Below are 19,295 nucleotides of genomic sequence, written 5' to 3'. Positions count from 1 at the left end.
GCTCTATGAAACATCAGCTACTGATAATTTTTCGCCGCAAAATCCCAATTTACCAGATTCCAAAATGCCTCCAAATACTTAGGCCGTGCATTCCGGTAATCAATATAATAAGCATGCTCCCAAACATCACACGTCAACAATGGCGTTTGACCTTCAGTCAAAGGACAACCCGCATTACTGGTGCTCACCAACTCCAGCGTACCATTAGGATTTTTTACCAACCAGGCCCAACCCGAACCAAACGTCGTTACCGCACACTTAGTAAATGCTTCCTTAAACTCCTCAAAAGAACCAAACGTTCTGTTAATCGCATTAGCCAACTCACCGGTAGGCTCACCACCACCATTTGGCGACAAACTGTTCCAATAAAACGTATGATTCCAAATCTGCGCTGCATTATTAAAAATGCCGCCTGAGGACGTTTTAATAATCTCTTCTAAAGACTTACCTTCAAATTCAGTACCCGGCACTAAATTATTCAAATTAGTGACATAGGTCTGATGATGCTTACCATAGTGATACTCCAGTGTTTCTTCAGAAATATGAGGCGCCAAAGCATCTTTTGCATAAGGTAATGGGGGTAATTCAAAAGTCATGATTCTCTCCTGTAAAAAAATATCCTGCATCCAGAATACGAGTTATATTATCAGCTAAGGACACACCTTAAGCTAATAACCCACTATTATAATAAAGAATTATGTGATTAGCACTCTAATGTTTTATCATACCCGCCCCACAACACAAAGACGGTGACATCATGGCACTTGAAATAGAACACAAATTCTTACTCAAAAATGACAACTGGCGCCAACACATCAGCCACTCTGTCCGCTATCGTCAAGGTTACTTATGCGGCAACGATAAAACATCAATTCGCGTCAGAACCTCAGACACCGATGCCTGGCTCAACATAAAAAGCGCCACCATCGGCAACCACCGCCAAGAGTTTGAATACAGCATCCCGCTAGCCGATGCCGAAAAAATGCTGGAAACCTTATGTCACAGACCGCTGATTGAAAAGACCCGTTACTTTGTCAACCATGACCAGCATGTCTGGGAAATCGATGAATTTACCGGCGACAATGCCGGCCTAATCGTCGCTGAAGTCGAACTGCAGAGTCTTGAAGAAAAATTCAGCCTGCCCGACTGGATTGGCGAAGAAGTCACACATGATTTGCGTTATTACAACAACAACCTATGCAAAAACCCCTACAAAAACTGGAAATAGCCTCATTCGGACGCAAATATATTGAAATATAGGTAAAATTGCATTATATTGCTTGTATGATTAAAACAACATATGTTGCAATTTTACTACTCATCTCAAGCACAGTTGCTGCGCGCCCACTTGATGACGCCATCGAAAAGCTTGAAAGCGACTGGGCAAAAGCCTATTACCAACAAACTCACGAACAACAAAAAGCCTCACTCTCAGCGCTCATCAAGCAAGCCCAAACATTAAGCCAACAATACCCTGAAGCGGTCGAGCCTAAAATCTGGCATGCCGTTTTACTCTCCACCCAGGCAGCCAACCTACCCGCATTTGAAGCCCTAACCGCTTTAGACAACGCAAAAACACTGTTAGAACAAAGCATAAAACAAAACCCAAACGCACTAGCAGGCACCGCCTTTACCACGCTCGGCACACTCTATTTCATGGCACCACCCTGGCCAATTTCTTTCGGCGACAACGAAAAAGCCAGACAAATGCTACTAAAAGGGCTGAAAATCAATCCAAATGGCATAGACAGCAATTATTTTTACGCTAAATTTCTACTCAGCCAAGGACAAGACCAAGACGCGTTAAACTACCTCAAAAAAGCCTTAGCAGCCCCACTCAGAACAACACAACAATTCGCCGACAGCCAATTAAAGCAAGAAGTCATAGCCGTTCTAAACCATTCAGGCAAAGAAAAACTGGCACAACTCTTTTCCGGCCAGACCCAATACAAAAACTCCCCCATTACGCCATAAACAACACATCGGAAAACAACAAAATCCGTTTTTTTTAATCCTCGTTCCCACGTTACACGTGGGAATGCATACCGGGACGCTCCTGCGTCCCGCCCGCAAAGTGGGTGAGGAATATCGAAAGTTGCGCGGAATTACCTAGGCATAACGGGGTTGATCGATATCTATCGAGATTGGTGATGTTTGGGAGTCGTAACGTATAACGTCACAAAACGCATTCCCACGTACAACATAGATGGGAACGAGAAAAACACAAAAATCCTCCCACTACGCCATAAGCAACAAACTTTAAACCAGCAAAATCCGGTTTTTTTAATTGCCGATATTCTGATAATATACGACCACTCATTCACATTAACTATTTGGATAAAAACATGGCCTTTGTAGTCACTGAAAATTGTATTAAATGTAAATATACAGACTGTGTTGATGTTTGCCCTGTAGATTGTTTTCACGAAGGACCCAACTTCCTCGTCATTGATCCGGAAGAATGCATTGACTGTACATTATGCGAACCGGAATGCCCCGCCAACGCCATTTTTGCAGAAGACGAACTCCCGGCCGACCAGGAACAATTTATAGAATTAAACGCCGAACTTGCAAAGGAATGGCCCGTCATCACAGAAGTCAAAGACCCCTTGCCAGATGCTGACGACTGGAACGGCAAACCCGGCAAACTTGACCTATTAGAAAGATAACCCGATAACGCCATGCTCACCGGCAGACTAAAGTGCCGGTAGAGCTATTTGTTAGCGCCTTTTTGATGAGCCACATACTCATCAAGCAATTGCCGAATCATCTTCTGATATTGCATGTGGTGCTTTTTTGCTGCTTGCTTGAAGTAGGCCACACTCTCCGAACTTAGCGAAATTGTAACCTTTGTGTTTTTGCTTTTGACAGCAAGCTCTGCCGGTGATGGCAGAAAGTCTGCGATTAACTTGACTTCACCAACCGGCTCATCACTATATTGAATTTGTTTGCTCATAGATTTTCCTGCCCTTGCGCCAATAACCTGCACCGATAATTCGAATGCACCCGGAACGATAGGTAAACCGAACTGTCAGAACTCCATTCTTCTCTTGAACCAGACCGAAGCAATAATACCGCTTTTCCTGTTTACTATGGGCCAAATCTTCGGCAATAACGCGGGGTGCTCATCAAGGAAGGCATATTGTGCCTCATAGAAGGAAACCCCGTGCTTTTGCTGATTCTCAAGGTTTTTGGCCTCATCCCATTCGAAGTTCGATTCGCTCATAGGGAAAAAATAGCATAAATATGGCTATTTCGCCATACCCAAAACTTACAGCAACAACCAAAACCCATCAAAACAAACACCACCCCACTTAAAAGCCAAGCTTCCCGACACTCTTGGCAACCACCCCGCCTAACGCCACTTTTTTCCGTATTCTCTCCCCCCACCATCCTCCAAGGCTCTGCTATACTCACATTTATTTGCACAAAAGGAATAAGTAATGAAACCACATAACACCCGCATAATCACTACACTCCTGCTTAGCTTCGTTATCTCAACCCCTGCATTCGCAGATGAACACAAAAGCTACGGCGAGCGCGTCACCCACAAAGCCATTAACGGCCTGGCCAACATCGCACTCTCTGCGCTGGAAATTCCTAAAAACATCATCAACACCACCAACCAGAGCAACATTTTTTACGGCCTGACCGGTGGCCTGGCCAAAGGCCTTATCAACATGGTTGGCCGCACAGCCACCGGCGCCACCGACTTAGTCACCTCCCCCCTGCCCACGCGCCAAATTGTAGAACCGGCCTACCCATGGCAAGACTATTTTGAAAAAGACACCAGCTACGGCCAGATTTTCAAAATGGACACCCAAACCGACCCACAACACGACTAACACCCCAGACCACTCGACCTCTCGTTCCCACGTTGCACGTGGGAATGCATACCAAGACGCTCCAGCGTCTCGTGACGTGCAACGTCACTACAGGCATTCCCACGCAAAGCGTGGGAACGAGAGGTTGCCTAAAAAACGACTCTGACCCTTTAAAAAATAGTTGGCCTGATAATTGCTTCAAGGATGGTTTTATCTTACATCCCAAAACCGCATGAAACACAATACACTCTCCATTGGGCTTCTGGCTTTAATCTCCAGCAGCTTGTTTATCGCGATCACCTATAAAGGCACCGGCCTCAACATCATCAACCTAACAGTCAGCAGCCTGCTCCTGATGATAACTGCCGCCATCGCCCTGTATTACAATCTGCGCCAAGCATCGCAACTAATCATCCGGCTGCCCGAATTGCTCGCCATCCTGACAATCCTCTGGCTATTTGCCACCATCCTCTGGAGCCAGGCACCATTGCTATCTTTTTATACCGCCTGGATTATTAGCGCCTTCCCGTTTGCCTTCTTGCTCCGTGGCTGGTTAAAACCCTGGGTCAGCGACCAACAACTCCTCACCTTGCTCCTTTTGGTAATAGGCTTTTACGCATTCTGGGCAACCGGAGAATTTTTAAACACAGCCCAATCCACACATGGCCCGATGATTTATCAAGGTAATTTTGGCGCGTTATTCGCCGCAGGCCTACTCCCTGTCAATGCCTTTTACTTACTCAGCCCAGGAAAAAACGGACAAAAACGCTACTTATTATTCACCGCCCTGCTAAGCATCGCCCTATTCTCCACCTATTCACGCGGCTCCATGCTGAGCTATTTGATGACACTGCCGGTTTTACTCTATTTGGCAAACCGTTACCGACAACTCACGCCATCTAAAGCCATACAACTGTGCCTGACAGTCGCCCTCTCCTTCCTGCTCATATACGGCTACGCAAAAGGGATGGGCGGGCAAGACATGGCCGACAAAACAGCACTGACAAACGGCACCATTCCTGGCATCGGCTCCATCAATGCCCGCATCATGCTTTATCAATCCATGCTAAAAATCACTCAAGACTATCCTGTCTTAGGTAGCGGCATTGGCAGTTTTGCCGCAATCTATCCACAATATCGTAACCCCGCTGAAGTCTCAGGTGGCTATTTTGGACACAATGATTATTTACAATTTTTACACGAAGGCGGCCCAATTCTACTATTGTTAGCTCTGCTTCCTTTAATCCTGATCGCTCGCCTGTTGCGTCATAACCTTCAGCCACATCCTCAATCAACAACTCCTGCATTGCTAACCGGCGCATTAGCATTAGCCGCCGCCACCTTCTTTATTCATGCAGCCGCCGATTTTATCTTCTACCATATAGGCTTAAATATACTCGCCGGTTTCTTCCTGGCACTGGCCTACCACTCATCCTGCAAACCGCTAAATGTCAACCAACCTGTCGCATTTTTTGCAATAATTTACGAAATGAATTTTATTAAGCTGCTTGACATTCTGTTGTGTTGAAATTTTCCTTATCCGGATTAAGATAAACATGGCCAATGGGCGTTAAATTTCGTGTTTGTCGTCCATTCCATCGCTCTGGATTGTCTCTTTTTGCTTGCTCGATGACTCGTTTTCTTTTTTCGAGTACGGCGCTGTCTAAGCCGTTATGGCGTTGGTTGGGTGTTACAAACTTGAGCGCACTGTGTTGATGTTCATTGTTGAACCAACAAACGAAAGCTTCAACCCAGTTCCTGGCTTCGCTTAATGTTTTAAAAAGGGTTTTCTGGAAAGGTATGATGATATTTGACTGTTTTAAATAACGATTCTGAATAAGGATTATCATTACTGACACGAGGTCTGCTGAACGACGTGGCAATGTCTAAATCGACCAATTTGGCCCTTTAATGTTGCGCCTTTCATCGGACTGCCGTTGTCAGAATGTATCACCAATTGCTTTTTGTCGATGTTTTCCCGGCGAGCGATATCTTCGATCAAATCAGCAGCGTGTGCGCTTGATTCGGCATCATGAACTTGCCAGCCTACGATTTTCCGACTATAGATGTCCATCACCATGTAGAGGTAAAAATACTGCCCTTTGACGGGGCTTAATAAATACGTAATATCCCACGAGTAGATTTGATTGGCCTGTGTGGCTTTGAGTGACTGCGGTTTATTATGCTGACCTGCGGCTCCTTTAGCTCTGTGCTTAAGCTGGTTGTGGGCTTTCATGACACGATAAAAGGTTGATTCTGATGCGAGATAGCAGCCCAAATCCAATAACCTCGGAACGATTTGATGCGGCGTTAAAGCGCTGTATTCCGGTTTATTAATCACGGTGATGATTTCTTGCTTGATGGCCTCGGATAATTGATTGTGCACAGGCGCTGTATTGTGCAGTCGTAGGTCTTCTGAGAGTCCTTCTCCCCGGTTCCAACGCTGATAGGTTCGAGCTGATATACCCACCAGTTCACAGGCTAATTTCTGCCGCGCTCCATTGTCAACGGCTTCATCAATGAGTGCGCTGTAGTGTTGGCGATCTGAGTAGGCGATTAATCGGCCGCCTTTTCCCCCAGATCGCTTGGCACTTTTTGATAACACCAGTAAAGCCGCTGTTTCTGATAACGCTTTCTCTTTGCGGTTTAGCTCCTTATGCAAACGCTTGTTTTCTTGTTTGAGTTTTGTTTGCGCCTGTTTATATACGGATTCTGTTGATTTAGATTCTGACAAAATTCCGCTTTCCAGGTATTTAGATGATGTAAGTAGATGCCTTGTTCACGACAATAGGCGCTAGCCTGATCATCGGTGAGATGATGACAATGAACAATGGCTTCAAAACGTTCTACTGTATTCCAATCTTGAGGGCTTTTTTCTTTTGACATGTTTGACTCTGTTTTTTCGAGTTGATTTTTCTTAGCTAACCGAATCCATTTTTGAAGTGTGGAGTAACCCACACCTAAAGTAACTGCAATTTGCTTTAGCGATTGTTCTGGTCTTCTGGATAATGCTTTTTCTACTGATTGTACTTTAAATTCTTGGCTAAATACGCTCATTTTTGTCTCCTGATTTAAAATTTCCTAGGCGACAGGTATGTTGACATAGGGGGAAACCTAAACCGCTTTACGTCCTACCTCTCAGCGAAGCCAAACTGTTTAGCGCCTTAGCACCACTCTGCCTGAGCTTGGCCTGGGTAACCCTGGCCATCAACAGCTACATCACCGCTAACATGGAATTTCAATCGGATTGGTTTGGCACCCGCGACAACCAAAAACTCAACGCCGAAACCATACTTTTTTATCACCAGCTCAATCCAAACCACCCCTCACCCTTACTGCGCCTGACAGAGCTTTATCACTACCAGGCCCTGCATGATCCTGATAGCCAACAAAAACAAAAAATTATCAATAAGGCCTTCGACTATACATTACAAATGCTCCAGCAATCTCCCACATACAGCCGTTACTATTTAAAAATGGCGCAGTTGGTACAAAACTTCCCAGACCATGAAAACGAAATCCGGCTAAAAATGATTCCCGACCTGCTTCCGCCAAGCGACGAACCTTTTGCCGAACAACTCCTAAAACACGCCCACAGGCTAGACCCAACCTCTGAAATGGCCAGTATTGACCTGGCCCTGTATTATCAAAGACATCAACACCCCCAAAAAGCCTTGCAGGTATTAAAACAATCCACCCGCTGGTTTAACACGCCTGGCATACGCAGCCTGTCACCCCAGGATGAATCGAGACAACGCTATCAACGCATGATCAAACAGCATATTCAAGTGCTGGAGAAACAACTTTCCCAATCACATGACTAACCCTTACTCTCGTTCCACGTTACACGTGGGAATGCATGCCTTGACGCTCCAGCGTCACGTGACGGACAACGTCACTAAATGCGTTCCCACGCCGGCAGCTACGGACATCCTGCCTTACGCTGCACTGGCACATCCCTGTGCGGCGACAGCTACCGGCTTTTCTCGTTTCTCGTTCCCACGTTGCACGTGGGAATGCATACCCTGACGCTCTAGCGTCATGTGACGTGCAACGTCACTACAGGCATTCCCACGTATAACGTGGGAACGAGAACGAGAGGTGACGCTTTATAGAAAGGACTCTGACCCTTTTAAGAGAATTAAACTATGTTATTTAACACAAAAAACTGTGTCATATGCCGCAGTTTTTTATTTTTAGCTCCACACCAACCCTGACCCTCTGCTCGCCAATGCAGCACAACCCATTTCCCTAAAAATAATTTCTTTATTGTCATGATAAAAATCAATCGCTTAGCGAACAAATCTCAATACAAACTAAAGAAAAACGCTATTTTTATGCCAAAAATAAAAACCTGGCACACTCCCTGCATTAAATACCGTGTCTAACAAGTTCGTTCATTTCAGGGAAGATGAACACCGGGACGGTGGATAGATAACGGAGCTTACATGAACATGGGGAAGGGCCTCCCCATAAGCGCCAACTTAAGCCATTAAATCATTGATTACGTGTTGAAAAATAAAGGTGTGGCCACCACATAGAGTCTTTTGCCGACAAAAGTGAAAACCCTATGAAAAAGCAGCCACCTCACATAGATACTCGTTTTGAACAATTTGTGCAAGAACTTCCAGAAGATTATCAACAACAAGCCTATGAATTTAAAGCCTTCACGCGTGCGCGCAAGATCCGTTCGCCCTTACAACTGTTACAGTTGGTGATGCTCTACTGTGGTCTGGATTTCTCCTTGCGGAGTTGCGCCGGCGAGGTGGCTCACTTACAGGGCTACCTGAGTGATACGGCGGTAAAAAAGACTGGCGGCCTGCGTTCCTTGGGTAAAATCCTTGCTATCGGGCGTATTTGGGTTGCATCAGGTGGTTGACAGTGGTTCATTAAGCTTCGTTATTATTGATGGCTCGACCGTGCAGGAACCCGGTGCGACAGAAACCACGTATCGGCTACATATCGCGATAGATTTGATTTCACTGACATTGCGCCAGGTTGAAGTCAGTACGGACAAGATTGGCGAAAGCCTTGACCATTATGTGCTGGAATCGGGCGATGTCGTGTTGATTGATCGTGGCTACAATCAACCGAAGTCGTTGGTGCCTTTTATTGACCGAGGTGGCGATATTGTGCTGCGCTATAACGCACACAGCATGAATTTATACGAGCTTGACGAGCACGGCAAAATGATAAAAATTGACTGGGAAACGAAATTACAACGTCTCGGGAAACAAGCGGGGGCTATTCCGGTTTATTTGTGCCATGATACTAAACGAATCGCCTGCACGGTACATGCGGTTCCGTTACCTGCCGAAAAAGCGGCGCAAGCCCGGCGTAAAGCGAAACTCAGAGCGCAGAACAAAGGACGTACAGCCCAGGAAAAAACGCTCTATCTCAGTGAATGGGTCTTAATTTTAACGTCCGTGCCGGTCGAGTTGCTCAGCACCGAAACGGCTGCCGCGCTCTATCGTGTACGCTGGCAGGTGGAATTGGTGATCAAACGGCTGAAAAGCCTGTTGGCGATCAATCAATTACGTGCCCGTAAAGACAGTCAATTGGCCGAATTGTATTTACAGGGCAAACTTCTGTATGCGGTGGTTACGGAAAAGATCGCGCAGCGGTGTTTTACCAAGGCCTTGACGAAAATGGATGGGCCGCGTGCATTGACACCCTGGCGTTTGTATAAAACGATTGCTGAGGACATTAAATCAGGATTGAACGCCTGTTTTCCGAAGCAAGAACGCTTTCAGCGTGATTATTTGAAAAGGGCCTCCCCCCCCGCTGTCGAACGCTCTCACCAGCAACAGGCAGCGGACTCGTTAGTGTTCACTTAAAACATTAACTAACGAAATGGGAGAAACCCACATGAAGTATTATAGCTCTAAAGCGCGTCAGGCAGGTATGACGCTGATCGAATTAACCGTTGTTTTACTGGTCTTGATTGGTCTGGCCGGTTTGATGATTCCGTATGTCGGTGGATTTGTCAGCAAAACGCATGACAGCGTCAACTCTGACAGCCTTTATGCTGTTAATTCAGCTATTCAACGTTATGACGTTCAATTTATGGGTCATCCAGACAATTATGACTCGCTGATAACTACAACTACAAATACAGCTAGTACCTCCAACGGCAACATCTACACCAAAATGATGGGGGGCTTAGGTACTAATGATTATCTTAAAGAAGTCGCGATTGATGGCAAGGCATTTGTTGACATTGGTATTAGCAACCTAAAACAAATGGATAACGGTACTTCTGATGCCACTTTCGCGGCTACCAATGGGGATATTGCTCTATCAGCAGGAACCAATCAGTCTTTTGCAGCAATTAATGTAAAAGGCACGGCGTGTACCATGGGTACAGATGCAATGGGCTGTATTCCAGACGATGCCGCTTTAAGTAAAATCCTGGGGCGCAAAGTAAATACAAGTGCTTTTGATTACGTTCTATTCGGCGTTGGTCAAGACTCAGCTATGATTGGCAAAACTATAGCTGAAGCACCAGTGCATTTTGCTAAAACAGGGGCAATGAGTGCAAAAAACAAATACAATCGTATTTTGGCTGTTTATGCTGTCCCTAAAGCTAATGTTTGTTTAGATGCTAACAATCAGGCTGTAACTAGCTTTTACGCTGCAGGAGCCACCACAACCACTGCTGTCAACAATATGGCAACCTGTACTAGTGCTGCAACTGGGTATAACGTTCCAGAAACCAATCCTGGCGACCAAGCTGCTGCGGGCACTATTGGTTCAACTACTTGGACAGGTTCTACTCAAAAGCCAGCTCAATTCTTAACAACCGTCATGCCAATGATGAAATTAGAAGGTCTGGGCGGTGCTTTAGCTTCTCACTACGCTTCTGTAGCGAACCAATAATCTGACTTCAAATAATCTGACTTCATAAGAACAACGCCCTGCCCTATACAGGCATTGTTCCTTGATTTCAGCACTACACACCGAACCGCAAACAACCCCTCTGTTTCTCGCGGTTCGGTTTTAAGTCTGACAGGGATGAAAAGACGCTTAAGGGAATTTGATTATGGATGATACGGAGCCGGTACAGGAGTTAAGGCTCCCCTCATACCGCTGGGCTTTCATGCTAAAGCCCAGCGGTATGAGGCGTTTTAAGGCACTGGACTTTCTTTCGCCGCATGACACAGGCGCGTCCTGACAAAGCGCAGGACATAACAATAAAAAACGAACCCGAATGGATATAAAACGACTCCGCATTCCTTTACCTAAGGTCTTTTCCCGCCCCGCGCATACCTTGTTTTATATCACGCAATCGACCACATTTCGCGTCGATTTTGATCGCAAAGGGGATGTGTTAGGCGAAATCCACCCAATTGAAATCGCCTGCAAATCGTCCAACACGCTACCCAACACACTAGAGCAACTGTTAGCGGACGACCAGCCAAAAGTTGGCCGCAAAGTGTGGCTATTGTATAACCGTCTCCCGACCTATTTGCTCAGCCTGCCTTCGGTGCAAGTGGAAGGTGTAGAGCCTGAGGTACTCGAACAGGCTTTGCAATTTGAATACGAGGGTATGACCGGCCATTCGGCGGGCAAAAGTTTTTTATCGCATCACTATATCGGCACAGCCGATGACATGGCCAACTACTGGATTACCTTGGTCGCTCAGGAAACCTTAGCCAAAATCAAGGCAATCTTGCATAAAAAACGCTGCCAGTACGGGGGGTTATGCCATGCTGGCGGCTTGCCTGTGTTAATTTCGGGTGCGGATGTGCCGAGCTGGTTTCGGATTGAACATTGGCCCGGCAGCGTATTTATGCTGGCAAAAACGCCCGAGTTGGGTTTGACCTTGCAAATCCTTCACACCAAACAAAATCCTGACTGGCAACTGGAAGTTGACCAATGGATTATGGAAATCGGCGAAGTGGATAAATCCGAAACGCTGATTGGCGACCAGATGGAATATATGGCCCATACCGATGAAAATTACAAGCTGTCCTCAGACGGCGCACTGGTATTTTGGTTAAGTTTGTGGGCCAAGCATCTTGCAACCGCCGATGACCTTCAGGTGCCATTGCTCAATCCGCAAAAACGCCTGAACAAGGATATTGTGTATATGGTTGCCGGCGGTGTGTCCGCTGCACTGCTGTGTGGCGCACATTTCAGTGTCAACTGGTATTTCAAGCAGGATTTTGAGTTTAAAACACAGGAACTGAGCCAACTGGAATCGGAATCGGGCAATTTAAGCAAAACTATCGCCACGCTACGCGACAAGGTGGATGCATTAAACAAAGACGTGTCGCTGATGGAAAAGAATGTCGATCAAATTCCAGCCGCTCTCAGCGCCTTGCAAAACCGGCCACTCGCCCTGCTTGATGCGTTGGCCCGCTATAGTCCTGATGATTTGGTGATTGAGCAAATCAGCCCGGAACACGATACCATCCTAATCACAGGCTATGCATTGAAGCCTTACCTGGTCAATCAACTGACAACGAACATTGAGCCGAGCATTTCCGCGCTGGGCTGGAAGCTGGAGCCGGCTACCAAGAAAGCGATGGGGCTGTTTGAGGATGATGGCCCCTGGCAATTTAGCTTTGCCCTGCTTGACCAGGGCTTAGAAGGATTTATTAACGCCACACACAGCACTCAGCCATGACACCGGAACAAAAACGCGAACAGATGCTGAAAAGGGCTTTACCCGCCCTGTTTATCACCGTGATTTATTTTGTGTTCGTCAGTAATTTTATGGTGGAAGCCAAAAAAGATGCCGAAAAAAAATATATCGAGATGATGCAAAAAGGCTTGTCTCCTGCAGCACTGAACGCTAAACGAACACAGGAAATGCGCTTGCATCAACAATTGAATACGCTAATGCAGAAAAAAAACACGCTGCAAACCAAAAATCCAGGCCATTGCAGGCTTTATGACCAGTGCTGAGGACAGTGCAAAAACGGCGGGTCTGGTTTCAAAAGCCTGGCCGATAATCAGGTTATCGTCATTGAAGAGACCAGTAAAACCTTACAGGTTGCTGATTTGTCAAAATCGATCCGCGATATTAAAAGCTGGCTGCAGCCTGGGGAAACCATTACCGTACAAGAGCTTGATCTGCGCGGCAATTATTTGGCCATGTATCATGCACTTTCTTCTTTAAAACAACAAAAAATTTCAGTGTTACCGGTTCTCTTTTTCCATGCAATCGCCGGATGATGAAGGCGCCATGCAATGGAAACTGGCGTTATGGATGTAAATCATGAATAAACCACAATTTTCCTTACTTCTGGTTCCCACGGTCCTCCGTGGGAACCCATACCGGTGTTCACCGGCTTATACGCCATTTGCATTCCCACGCTGGAGCGTGGGGAACGAGCCGCAAATTTCAGTGTTACCGGTTATCTTTTCCATGCAATCGCCGGATGATGAAGGTGCCATGCAATGGAAACTGGCGTTATGGATGTAAATTATGAATAAACCACAGTTTGCCTTAGCCAGTTGGCAAAAAAATCACCCAAAACCGATGATCTGCGTCAGGACGAACGCGCACCGGTATCGGGTTGGCAGGCCAGTTTGTTTACCGATGCGGTACTGACATTGGAATCGGAGGTTGTCGATACCTCAGCGCATGGCGCTGGCTTGATTATTCCGGCTCCCGAGGCAGCGGTTTTGCCCGATATGGAATTGACCTTATCGCTGGATACCGGCCATAAAAAGCTCACCCGCAAAGCGAAGGTTCGCTGGCTACAAAAACCGATAGCGGTGTGCGCTTAGGCGTGGAATTTGTTGATCATGTGCAGATTGTGCCGGGCGATCATCATCTGGATATTAAGGCGGTGCGGGTGGACCCTGCCTGCGCAATGCGCATTCCAGCCGCCATTGCGGTACGGCGTAAGGTGTTGCCGTTTATCGAAATGGAGAAAAAAGTCCATGTCGCCAGCCATAATCTGAAAAACCAGACCTTGCTGCATAGTCTTGAGCGCATGCTAAAAGCGCCGATAGTCGTCTGGGATGTCGATGAACATGACCTGGACGTGGTGCTAAAAAGGTTTACGGCACCGAACTTGCCCCCCTAAAACGGCCCAGCAAAAAGAAGACGATGCTTTGTCTGAAATTGTTGAGCTGGCCAATCATTTGCTGGATTCAGCTTTTTGCGCGGCGCATCCGATATTCATATTGACCCGACGCCGAAAGGCGCTACCGTTCGCATGCGGATTGATGGCCAGCTCGAGTTGTTTGAGCATTTAAAGCCTGATACCACAATGGAACTGACCGGCCGTCTGAAAGTGATGGCAGGGCTGGATATTGCCGAAAAACGGGCACCTCAAGATGGCCGCTTCAGCCATACCATCAGCGGCAACCGCGGTAAGGTGGATTTACGGGTGGCGACCTTGCCAACCCGCTATGGCGAACGGCTGACCCTGCGATTGCTGGTATCGCAAGAAACAGCATTGACGCTGGATCAGCTCGGCTTTATGCCGGAGCATCAATATCTTGTGGAGAGTTTTTTAAAACGCATACAGGGTATGATGATTTTAACCGGCCCGACCGGCAGCGGTAAAACTACCACGCTGTATGCGGCGATCAATATGTTGTTGAAAGAAAAACCGATTAACATCATGACGGTCGAAGACCCGATTGAATATGAAATTGCCGGTGCCGCGCAATGTGAGATCGATGCCAATTCCGACAAAGTAACGTTTAACTCGGCCTTACGCAGTATTTTACGCCATGACCCGGATGTGGTGATGATTGGGGAAATCCGCGACAAGGAAACCGCCGAAATCGCCATCAAGGCAGCCTTGACCGGTCACATGGTATTAAGCACGCTGCATACCAATTCAGCCGCCGCCACCGTCACCCGCTTGATCGATATGGGGGTGGAGCCTTATCTGGTGGCGGCCGCATTGCGCTTGAGCGTAGCGCAACGGCTGTTACGACGTTTATGTCATGTCTGCCCGATTCCCCGCCCATTGACGGAAAAGGAGGCCATCGCCATTGACCGGCTTGATTTGGTCGGCCAGACCATTTACGACCCGGCCGGCTGTATTTATTGTGGGAACAAAGGGTACAACGGCCGGATTGGATTATATGAATTACTGGAACTGAAAACCGAATGGGCCAGAATGGTGGCAGAAGGTGAGTCGGAATCTGAGCTGGTCGCTAAAATGCGTGCTGACGGCGTGAAAAGTCTGCTGGAAGATGCCATCGACAAAATGATAGCGGGGAAAACCTCGTTCGACGAAGTTATGCTGGTGGCGTCGTCATGGTAATGGTCATTTCTCGTTCCCACGCGGTAGCTACTGTCAGTTCTCGTTCCCACGCTTCGCCGCACAAGGATGTGCAAGTGCAGCTTGAGGCAGGATGCCGGTTGCTGCCGCCGCACAAGGATGTGCAAGTGCAGCTTGAGGCAGGATGCCGGTTGCTGCCGCCGCACAAGGATGTGCAAGTGCAGCTTGAGGCAGGATGCCGGTTGCTGCCGCGTGGGAATGCAGAGTTTTCTCGTTCCCACGCTCTGCGTGGGAATGCATACCGTGACGTTCTACGTCACCAGAGGCTAAAGCGTCAAACCCCGCATTCCTATGCTCTGCGTAGCAACGAGGAATAATATGCCGTTTTTCAGTTACACCGCCCGCGACAGAAGCGGCCAACAGACCAGTGACATTATCGAAAGTGCCAATCAAGACAGTGCTGTCATGGCCCTGCGCCAGCAAGGCTTGCTGGTACTCAAGATCGCGCCCTTAAAGAAAAAAGCCGGTGATGAAAAAACCTGGAGCTTGAATCCTTTAGATTATCGTTCCATCACCTCCTTTGATGTGGAACATGCATTTCATCAAATGGCGGTGATGCTGCGCAGCGGTATCAGCCTGCTCGATGCGTTAGAAATTACGCGTCGGTATGGCCGCATCGGCACCAAAAAAGTCTGGCAACAAATCAGTGATCATATTTTACAAGGCGGCACCTTTACCGAAGCCTTACAGGAACACCGTATTTTTTCCAATTTAATCGTACATTTGATCCGGGTCGGTGAGGAAACCGGCTCGCTTTCCACTGTGATGGATCAGGCCGCTAAAGAAATGGAAATCAGCCGAAAATTAAAAAAACAAATTTTTGGTGCCTTGAAATACCCGGCTTTTACCTTGCTGATGGCAATTGGTCTGGTGGCCTTTATGTTGACGAGCATTGTGCCGGAAATCAAAAAACTGCTGAAAATCATGGGTAAGCCAATGCCACCGATTACCCAGGCATTGATTGATGTTTCCGACTGGTTTGTCGCGAACTCGATGATATTACTGGTGGGCTTTATCGTATCGATTGCGGTATTTGTGCTGCTGTATAACGTAAAAATCACGCGCTGGTGGATTGACCGTATCGCCTTACATATTCCGGTGTTCGGCAAGGTATTCAGATTGGCTGGGACGGTGTTGTTTTGCCGGGCGATGGGCTTGTTGCTGTCGGCCGGGGTGTTAATTATCGATGCGCTGGAGATTATGTCAAACCTGCATGGCAATAAATTTATGGCCAGCCATGTCGCCCATGCCCGTGAACGGGTGATGCTTGGCTCTAGCCTGGCTGACCCTTTGGAAAATGCCGGCTATATGCCGTTGGTGATGCAGATGATCAAGGTCGGTGAAAGCTCCGGCGCGCTCGATGAAATCCTGGCCGAAATGACCGAATACCACGATGAATTGTTACGACAAGCGATTGCGACCTTAATTGGTTTAATCGCCCCGACCATGACCATTATTGTCGGTGGGATTATTGGATTTGTTTATGCCGCCTTTCTGGTGGCCATGTTTTCTGCTGCGGGGGGCAGCCCTTCTTAATGTTATTACGATTTTTTTTAGGTTGGCTTATTGCGACGTCGCTTACCGTCGCTTGGGCCGAAGAGACACAAAAAAAGGCTGAAAATAATATGCTTTACAGCCGCTCATCCAAGCTGTCTGTGGATAATATCAACAAAGCCACAACCGTCTTGCGCGATCCGGTTGCAGCGATTAAAAAAACTGACGAAAAAAAACAACCGCCGCCACTTAAAGACCCAACCCAAATTAACCAAAATTTCCTTCAGGCGCTAAAAAACAGCCGCGGTAAAAGCACCTCAGCGCAAACGGATCAGCAAGCATTGAATTTTCCGGCTATTCGGCTGCTCGGCAAGATTTATCATCCAAAAACTGCACGCCAGCTTTTAATACAGGGTAAGGCGCACCCTACGGATGAGCAATCGAGTATTGTGTTGCAAATTGACGGTGATGTCGTTCATCTCCATGAAGGTGATTCAAGCTCGGTGATCAAAAATAATCAACTTTATACCATTGAGGTCGAAGCAATCACGCCTAATTCGGTCACTCTAATTCTTAACCCTGCTCACGAAACTCTGGTTTTACACTAATGTTCCGTTTATTGTTTGTTTCTTTATTTTTTGCACTTCCTCTTTTTTCGTCATCTATGTTCGCTGCGCCCAAAAAAATCGCACAACTGGAATTTCGCGACATCAGCGTCAGCGATGCGCTGCGCATTTTGTCCGACCAGTCCGGTATGAATGTGGTGGCGTCCAAGGCAGCAGCCAAAGTCAAAATGACCTTGTATCTAAAAAATATCAAGCCGATGGATGTGCTGGAGGCGATGGCGAAAACCTATAACTTGTGGTACCAAAAAGACCCGCGCTCCGGGGTGGTGCGGGTTTATACGGTGGATGAATTTCGCCTCGGCAAGGTTGATTACAAAAACGAGCAAACCAAAATTTATACCTTCAAACATGAGCGTAATGCGCTGGATTTTGCTTATATTATTCAGGATTTATATGGCTTCGACCGAGTAAGACTAAGCCCTGGTGCTGATGAAACTGAAATCATCAGTGACTTATCCGACCGTTTGCAACGCTATAACCTAATTGCGAAAAATACCATGAACTTAGGGAATGGCAGTTCTTCGAATTTTGGTGTTACGGCCGGTGGTGCTGGTGGCATTGGTGGTTCTAGTGGCATTGGTGGTAGAAACAGTAATCAACGAGGCAGTCGGAGCAATCGATCGGGCTTAAATACACGGCGAACAGGAGGCAATAACAGTAATACTCAAACCATTGACACCAATGATGTTGTCGATAGCCAGAAAATGCTGCCGAAATCTGAAGTGGAAGGATTGTTTTCTGGCCGTTTTCAAGGCAGTGCACAATCGATGAGCCGTCTGATCGAGCGCTTGTCACCGATTTATGTGACTCGTATCAAACGGCAGAACCGGGTGTTGATTCGCACACGCGACCGCAAGGTTCTGGGCGAAATCGACCAGCTTTATAAACAGGTAGACACCGAGTTATCAACCGTTCTGATGGAAGTCAAACTGTTGCAGATTGATTTGTCAGACGGTTATAACTCATTATTCGACTTCAAACTTAAAAATAATGGCCATGCCGCTTTAACAGAAGGTCAAAATGCGACGGCTGCATTAAATAACACCCTAACAGCGGCAGCTTCCGCTTTTAACCCAGCCTTGCTCGCCACTTATGTCAGCAAACGCTTTGAAGCACGGCTGCAATTGCTGGAAAAAGAAGGCCGCGTGACTGAAGTAGCCACCCCTATTTTATTGACCGCCAATCAGGAGGTCAGCCGGGTGTTTATTGGCGATGAGCGCCCTATTGTCAACGGCTATCAAGAATCAGCCGCCGTGACAACCAATACTGGTAATTCCAATATTATCAACCAGACCATCATTGTCCCTCAAACCGAAGTCCGCAATCTTGGCACAACATTATTGTTAACCCCGAATATCAATCAGGATAATACCGTCAGTCTCAGAATTTTGATCGAGCAATCGACACTCAGTCCAACCAAAGCCACCATTCCGGTTCAGGTTGCAGGCGCATTGATCGATGCCAATATCGATGTATACTCTCCGCACATGAAAATAGAGCAAACCATCATGCACCGATAATTTGAAAATTCTCAGTTAAAAGTGAGCGCAAATTGTCGACATGCTTTTCTGGCTCAGAAAAGAATGTCTCGCAGGCTATTTTGAATTCTTTGAATGTTTCATAATACTGGTCATATAAGATTTCTTTCTTGAAATATCGCCAGTACCGTTCAATCAAATTAAGATTCGGCGCATACGGCGGTAAAAACACTAATTCAATTCGCGACATTTCAAGAAATTGTCTGACAGCCTTTGATCGGTAGTAGCGTGCATTATCGCAAATGATGTAAATAGTCCCAGCCTTCGGGTAACGTTCTTCAATCGCCTTACAAAGATCAATCGTTGCCTCGCCATTGATGGTGTCATAGAAGCGGCAGACAGTATCCAGAGAATCGATATTGACTGCACCGTTGACATTGAGACGTTGACGCCCGGTATTACTCTGAATCGTGAATTCCACACCACGCTTAATCCAACCACAAGCCATTACAGGATTATGTTGTGGATGAACACCATCCATGAACAATATCAAGTCTTCGGGCTGCTTGTCTTCCTTTAGTTGTTGATATTTCTCAAGGAACTCCAGTTGGGCTT

At 46.9% G+C, this 19,295-nt stretch carries 22 protein-coding genes and 2 pseudogenes; 19 read left to right on the top strand and 5 right to left on the bottom strand.

Annotated elements, in window-relative coordinates:
* Positions 1 to 17 precede the first annotated feature (17 nt).
* Positions 18 to 596 carry a superoxide dismutase [Fe] gene (sodB, locus tag JEU20_RS00570; RefSeq protein ID WP_198243029.1) on the bottom strand — a complete coding sequence of 193 codons (579 nt, stop codon included), beginning with the start codon at positions 594 to 596 and terminating at the stop codon, positions 18 to 20.
* A gap of 161 nt (positions 597 to 757) precedes the next feature.
* On the opposite strand from sodB, the gene JEU20_RS00565 reads away from it, so the two are divergent.
* The 3 genes from JEU20_RS00565 (at position 758) to fdxA (ending at position 2,669) form a co-directional block, all read left to right on the top strand.
* Positions 758 to 1,228, top strand: a complete 471-nt coding sequence (locus JEU20_RS00565) for a CYTH domain-containing protein (RefSeq protein WP_198243027.1) — start codon at positions 758 to 760, stop codon at positions 1,226 to 1,228.
* A gap of 56 nt (positions 1,229 to 1,284) precedes the next feature.
* Entirely contained in the window at positions 1,285 to 1,974 is a 690-nt protein-coding gene (locus JEU20_RS00560) for a tetratricopeptide repeat protein (protein WP_198243025.1), read from the top strand.
* Positions 1,975 to 2,345: 371 nt separating this feature from the next.
* Complete coding sequence (fdxA, locus tag JEU20_RS00555) at positions 2,346 to 2,669, top strand: ferredoxin FdxA (RefSeq protein ID WP_198243023.1); 324 nt, start codon at positions 2,346 to 2,348, stop codon at positions 2,667 to 2,669.
* Positions 2,670 to 2,713: 44 nt separating this feature from the next.
* Here the strand turns inward: fdxA and JEU20_RS00550 are convergent, their stop codons facing one another.
* Together JEU20_RS00550 and JEU20_RS00545 are read right to left on the bottom strand one after the other, a co-directional pair.
* A complete protein-coding gene (locus tag JEU20_RS00550; protein ID WP_198243021.1) occupies positions 2,714 to 2,956 on the bottom strand; it encodes a BrnA antitoxin family protein in 243 nt (80 codons plus the stop codon).
* Positions 2,934 to 3,226: pseudogene (locus JEU20_RS00545) on the bottom strand (BrnT family toxin). Before JEU20_RS00545 ends, JEU20_RS00550 begins: the two are co-directional and overlap by 23 nt.
* Before the next feature lie 217 nt (positions 3,227 to 3,443).
* Here JEU20_RS00545 and JEU20_RS00540 point away from each other — a divergent pair.
* Together JEU20_RS00540 and JEU20_RS00535 are read left to right on the top strand one after the other, a co-directional pair.
* Complete coding sequence (locus tag JEU20_RS00540) at positions 3,444 to 3,845, top strand: exosortase system-associated protein, TIGR04073 family (RefSeq protein ID WP_198243019.1); 402 nt, start codon at positions 3,444 to 3,446, stop codon at positions 3,843 to 3,845.
* Between the two features lie 211 nt (positions 3,846 to 4,056).
* Positions 4,057 to 5,352: an O-antigen ligase family protein gene (locus JEU20_RS00535; protein ID WP_198243017.1), complete on the top strand. Its 1,296-nt coding sequence runs from the start codon at positions 4,057 to 4,059 to the stop codon at positions 5,350 to 5,352.
* On the opposite strand, the pseudogene JEU20_RS00530 reads toward JEU20_RS00535, so the two are convergent.
* Positions 5,324 to 6,881, bottom strand: a pseudogene (locus tag JEU20_RS00530) (IS3 family transposase). The gene JEU20_RS00535 and the pseudogene JEU20_RS00530 overlap by 29 nt on opposite strands.
* 128 nt (positions 6,882 to 7,009) lie before the next feature.
* On the opposite strand from JEU20_RS00530, the gene JEU20_RS00525 reads away from it, so the two are divergent.
* From JEU20_RS00525 to JEU20_RS00475, 14 genes are all read left to right on the top strand, one after another.
* A complete protein-coding gene (locus tag JEU20_RS00525; protein WP_198243015.1) occupies positions 7,010 to 7,648 on the top strand; it encodes a tetratricopeptide repeat protein in 639 nt (212 codons plus the stop codon).
* A 746-nt stretch (positions 7,649 to 8,394) separates the two neighbouring features.
* A complete protein-coding gene (locus JEU20_RS14825; RefSeq protein ID WP_198245660.1) occupies positions 8,395 to 8,703 on the top strand; it encodes a hypothetical protein in 309 nt (102 codons plus the stop codon).
* Positions 8,666 to 9,661, top strand: coding sequence for a transposase (locus tag JEU20_RS00520; RefSeq protein WP_245395038.1), 996 nt, complete (start codon positions 8,666 to 8,668; stop codon positions 9,659 to 9,661). The genes JEU20_RS14825 and JEU20_RS00520 overlap by 38 nt, the downstream gene beginning before the upstream one ends.
* 31 nt (positions 9,662 to 9,692) lie before the next feature.
* Complete coding sequence (locus JEU20_RS00515) at positions 9,693 to 10,703, top strand: type II secretion system protein (protein WP_198243013.1); 1,011 nt, start codon at positions 9,693 to 9,695, stop codon at positions 10,701 to 10,703.
* Between the two features lie 331 nt (positions 10,704 to 11,034).
* On the top strand, positions 11,035 to 12,456 hold the full coding sequence (locus JEU20_RS00510) for a PilN domain-containing protein (RefSeq protein WP_198243011.1): 1,422 nt from the start codon (positions 11,035 to 11,037) through the stop codon (positions 12,454 to 12,456).
* A complete protein-coding gene (locus JEU20_RS00505; RefSeq protein ID WP_198243009.1) occupies positions 12,453 to 12,737 on the top strand; it encodes a hypothetical protein in 285 nt (94 codons plus the stop codon). Before JEU20_RS00510 ends, JEU20_RS00505 begins: the two co-directional genes overlap by 4 nt.
* 96 nt (positions 12,738 to 12,833) lie before the next feature.
* Positions 12,834 to 13,007: a hypothetical protein gene (locus JEU20_RS00500; protein ID WP_198243007.1), complete on the top strand. Its 174-nt coding sequence runs from the start codon at positions 12,834 to 12,836 to the stop codon at positions 13,005 to 13,007.
* A 43-nt stretch (positions 13,008 to 13,050) separates the two neighbouring features.
* Complete coding sequence (locus tag JEU20_RS00495) at positions 13,051 to 13,257, top strand: hypothetical protein (RefSeq protein WP_198243005.1); 207 nt, start codon at positions 13,051 to 13,053, stop codon at positions 13,255 to 13,257.
* Between the two features lie 32 nt (positions 13,258 to 13,289).
* On the top strand, positions 13,290 to 13,565 hold the full coding sequence (locus JEU20_RS14820; protein ID WP_245395037.1) for a PilZ domain-containing protein: 276 nt from the start codon (positions 13,290 to 13,292) through the stop codon (positions 13,563 to 13,565).
* Positions 13,566 to 13,567: 2 nt separating this feature from the next.
* Entirely contained in the window at positions 13,568 to 13,867 is a 300-nt protein-coding gene (locus JEU20_RS14815; RefSeq protein WP_245395036.1) for a GspE/PulE/PilB domain-containing protein, read from the top strand.
* 75 nt (positions 13,868 to 13,942) lie between these two features.
* Positions 13,943 to 15,064: a GspE/PulE family protein gene (locus JEU20_RS14810; RefSeq protein ID WP_245395035.1), complete on the top strand. Its 1,122-nt coding sequence runs from the start codon at positions 13,943 to 13,945 to the stop codon at positions 15,062 to 15,064.
* A gap of 336 nt (positions 15,065 to 15,400) precedes the next feature.
* Positions 15,401 to 16,618: a type II secretion system F family protein gene (locus JEU20_RS00485; protein WP_198243003.1), complete on the top strand. Its 1,218-nt coding sequence runs from the start codon at positions 15,401 to 15,403 to the stop codon at positions 16,616 to 16,618.
* A complete protein-coding gene (locus tag JEU20_RS00480; protein ID WP_198243001.1) occupies positions 16,618 to 17,184 on the top strand; it encodes a hypothetical protein in 567 nt (188 codons plus the stop codon). The genes JEU20_RS00485 and JEU20_RS00480 overlap by 1 nt, the downstream gene beginning before the upstream one ends.
* Before the next feature lie 56 nt (positions 17,185 to 17,240).
* A complete protein-coding gene (locus JEU20_RS00475) occupies positions 17,241 to 18,722 on the top strand; it encodes a type II secretion system protein GspD (RefSeq protein ID WP_198243000.1) in 1,482 nt (493 codons plus the stop codon).
* Here the strand turns inward: JEU20_RS00475 and JEU20_RS14805 are convergent.
* A complete protein-coding gene (locus JEU20_RS14805) occupies positions 18,709 to 19,287 on the bottom strand; it encodes an IS630 family transposase (protein ID WP_245395192.1) in 579 nt (192 codons plus the stop codon). The genes JEU20_RS00475 and JEU20_RS14805 overlap by 14 nt on opposite strands.
* Positions 19,288 to 19,295: the final 8 nt, after the last annotated feature.

Source organism: methane-oxidizing endosymbiont of Gigantopelta aegis (assembly GCF_016097405.1).
In the GTDB taxonomy this organism is placed as follows: Bacteria; Pseudomonadota; Gammaproteobacteria; order Methylococcales; family Methylomonadaceae; genus Methylomarinum.
Note: the sequence above shows the minus strand (reverse complement) of the source record. Positions and strands in the feature narration are given on the sequence as shown.